This window comes from Microcystis sp. M53603_WE2, assembly GCF_030065435.1.
Window position 1 is genome coordinate 1 of record NZ_JASJFF010000692.1, and the last position, 3505, is coordinate 3505.

2 protein-coding genes and 1 pseudogene are annotated in these 3505 nt (G+C 47.0%); all 3 read left to right on the plus strand.

The features are described 5' to 3' along the window. Positions 1-156: 156 nt before the first annotated feature. Positions 157-594: pseudogene (locus tag PX481_RS14930) on the plus strand (RNA-guided endonuclease TnpB family protein); the annotation flags it as partial. Positions 595-641: 47 nt separating this feature from the next. Beyond that, the gene (locus tag PX481_RS14935) at positions 642-2885 is read left to right on the plus strand and encodes an IMS domain-containing protein (RefSeq protein ID WP_288094863.1); all 2244 of its coding nucleotides are present in this window, start codon (positions 642-644) and stop codon (positions 2883-2885) included. 484 nt (positions 2886-3369) lie between these two features. Further along, positions 3370-3505, plus strand: a 136-nt coding sequence (locus PX481_RS14940) for a KGG domain-containing protein (protein WP_288094865.1), incomplete at its 3' end; no start/stop codon positions are given.

Consider the following 3505-nt stretch of genomic DNA (forward strand, 5'->3'; position numbering starts at 1 on the left):
CACACAGAAATTTACGCTTGGGGAGTAGTCTTTAAGAGTGCTTACCTTGTAGGTGTAGTCGGACTAGACATGAAACTGTAAGACCAAAATTAGCTTTGCTAGTAGCGGCAAGATTCAGCCCAAGAATCTCCGCACTTTTAGGGCGGAGAGTGTCAAGTAATCAGTAAAGCTATCGTTGCCGAGGCAAAATTAACTAACTCGATTATCGCTATTGAAGACCTAACCGGTATTCGAGAGAGAACCAACCAACAACCACGAAATAAGACCGAGAGAAGACGGTCTAACTCTTGGGCTTTCTATCAACTTCGACAATTTCTCGAATACAAAGGCATTAAAGAAGGAGTTGAGGTTATCGCGGTTAATCCACGATATACCTCTCAAACCTGTCATTGTTGCCTACATATCGGAATTAGAAGCGGAAAATCGTTTAAGTGTAGCAATAAGACTTGTGGTTGGATTGGTGACGCAGACGCGAACGGTAGCAAGATGATTAGACTTTTGGGGCTGAGTGTAATCCAGCCCAGAGAGCCGAATTTATTGGCTTGCCCGATAAGTTTAGGGTTACAGAAAGCTCCCGTTAAGCTGACGCTTTAACGGGAGTAGATTACTAAGGACTCTCCAGAGTTGAGGTACAGCTAACCGTGCGAATTCCTCTCGACTACTACAGGATATTGGGAATCCCCTTTCAGGTGAGTGCCGAGCAGATTGATTTGGCCCACGCCGACCGGGGACGGCAATTGCCACGTCAAGAATACAGTCAAACAGCGATCATTGCCCGTCAGCACTTGTTAGATGAAGCTTACCAAGTGTTAAGTGCTGCGGATCGCCGTCGTGATTATGATGCTCAATTTTTTGACCCCAATCCCCTGCTTCTCAACCCAGAAAGCAGTGCCGAAAACCTAGATTCTCAGGGTGGGGAGGTAGCCGCCGCTTCTCCAGAATATCCCACTCCCCAGATTACCATTGCCCCCGCCGATCTGGTGGGAGCTTTGCTCATCCTGCAAGAGTTGGGAGAATACGAGTTAGTGATTCGTTTGGCCGAAACTTATCTAGATTTAGAGCCAACTACTCGCCCAGACATGATCTTAACCTTGGCTTTGGCCTACGGGGAATTAAGTCGGGAATATTGGCAGGATAAAAATTATGAACAGGCGGCCAGCACCGCGGCCAAAGCCCTGACTTGGTTGGAACAAGAAGAAATGTTCCCGCAAGTGGCCAGCGAGATTCGCCATGATTGCGATCGCCTGCGTCCCTACCGGATTCTGGAATTGTTATCCCAGGAAAAAAAACCTAGTCTTGCCCGTCAGCGCGGCTTGAATCTCTTGGAAGAGATGTTAGAAGCTCGCGGCGGCATCGATGGCCAGGGCGACGATCGCTCTGGGTTGGGGGTGGATAATTTTTTACGCTTTATTCAACAGTTACGGGTTTATTTAACTCAGGCCGAACAGGAAAAAATCTGGGCAAAAGAGGCACAACGCCCCTCGTCGGTGGGTAATTATCTGTTGGTTTATGCCTTGATTGCCCGCGGTTTCGCCCAAAAACAACCCGCCGCTATCGTTGCGGCCAGCGCTCGCTTGCAGCAATTACAAAAACATCAGGATGTCTCCCTCGAGCGATCGATCTGCGCCCTACTGCTCGGTCAAACCGAACAAGCAATCACAATTTTAGAAAAAAGTCAAGAGCAAGAAATATTAAATTATATTAAGGAACAATCCGGGCAATCTCCCGATCTCTTACCTGGGTTATGTCGTTACGGTGAGCGTTGGTTACAAACAGAAGTTTTCTGCCATTTTAGTGATTTGGTTGAGCGGAAAGCCTCACTAAAAGAGTATTTTGCCGAGGAAGAGGTACAAAATTATTTAGAAGAATTGTCAGGTTTTCCTGACGAAAAAGTTCCCGTGTCGGTTCAAGAAAAGGTTGGCGAACCTTTAGAATCGGAAGTAACTGTTCTCAAAACCCACACCCCCCCCACCCATTTAAACCCAGTGCCAGGAGCGACACCGATGAGGGAATCTGCTTATTCTTCCCACTCTCGTCCCCAAAAACCGTCTTTAGCTAGAGCTAACGGTGAGCGGACAAGCTCTGCTGTACCTGCCCTGAGAGCCACTGCTCAGGAGGAAACTTTCACCCCCTATACTCAGGGCAGTGTGGTGGTGACAGCAGCCTATCGTCAACCGGCACTTAATCCCCTCCGTCGTCGTCCCCGTCGCTCGCGTACCCCAGCAGCGGGTAACTCCGGGCCGGCAGCCCCAGAAACGGTAAAAACTGCCCTAGTCCCACCGAAACGGAGACGACCGGCCCGCAGAAAACTACGACTCGATCGAGTGGCAATATTGGGGGTAGGATTAGTGGGAACGCTCGCAGTTTTGTCCCTGGGGGTAAAGGCAATTGTCGATAGTCAATCTCCTTTGGCAGCCTTGCAAGGGGAACAGTTACCGATTTCTTTAAATACTCCCATACTAGAAATTCCTTCGGCTAACGCGGAGGTTATGGAAGGGAATCCCTTAGATAAGGAAACGGCCAAGGAGACGATTCAAGCTTGGTTAGCAGCAAAATCGGCTGCTTTTGGCAGTGAACACCAAAAAGAGCAATTGAAAGAGGTTTTAACGGGTTCAGCTTTGGAAATTTGGCAAAAACGGGCGGCGGCTTTACAGGGAAATAACTATTGGCGCTACGATCATCAAGTGGATGTGCGATCGGTCACTAATAATGCGAAAAATCCTAATTTAGCCACGGTGGAAGCGACAGTCAACGAAAAGGCCATGTATTTCGATAATGGCAAGGAAATTGTCAATCGTTCCTATAATGAGTCCTTGAACCTGCGCTATGATTTGGTACGGCAAGGAGATAAATGGTTGATCGAAAAAACCCAACTCTTACCCTGATTTTTCCCGATTAAATCCCCAAAAACTAGGCTTTAGGCTGCCCGCACATCCAATTAAGAGTGCATGGCAGCCTTTTCAGTGGGAAGTGGGGAAGTGGGGAAGTGGGGAGAAGGGAGCAGGGAGAAAAAAGCTGATAACTGATAACTGATAACTGATAACTGATAACTGATAACTGAAGACCGACTCCTGCAAAGGCAAACTTTGTACCTCACCATTAAGATAACTTCTATATCTTTAGACTGATAAATGCTCGATTCGCTTAATATTTTTTAACATAAAATACGCTCTTTTATCGCTGTAATTAGTTGCCTAGAAGTCAAGCTAATGAGTTATGATACTAGGTAGGAATCCATAGTTCTTAGAGGAGGAAAGCGGGGCAATCTCAATGTTTTGCCCACCGACAAGACCATGATTTTGATCTTTTAAAAATCTCGCATAAATCTTTAAGAACGTTTAAAATCAGCATTCACACAGGAGGTATATTATGACAGGTAAGAGTAAACGCGGTTTTGCCTCTATGGATCAAGCTAAACAACGGGAAATCGCTAGTAAAGGTGGTAAAGCTGCTCATCAAAAAGGTACAGCCCACGAATTTACCTCCGAAGAGGCTCGCGAAGCGG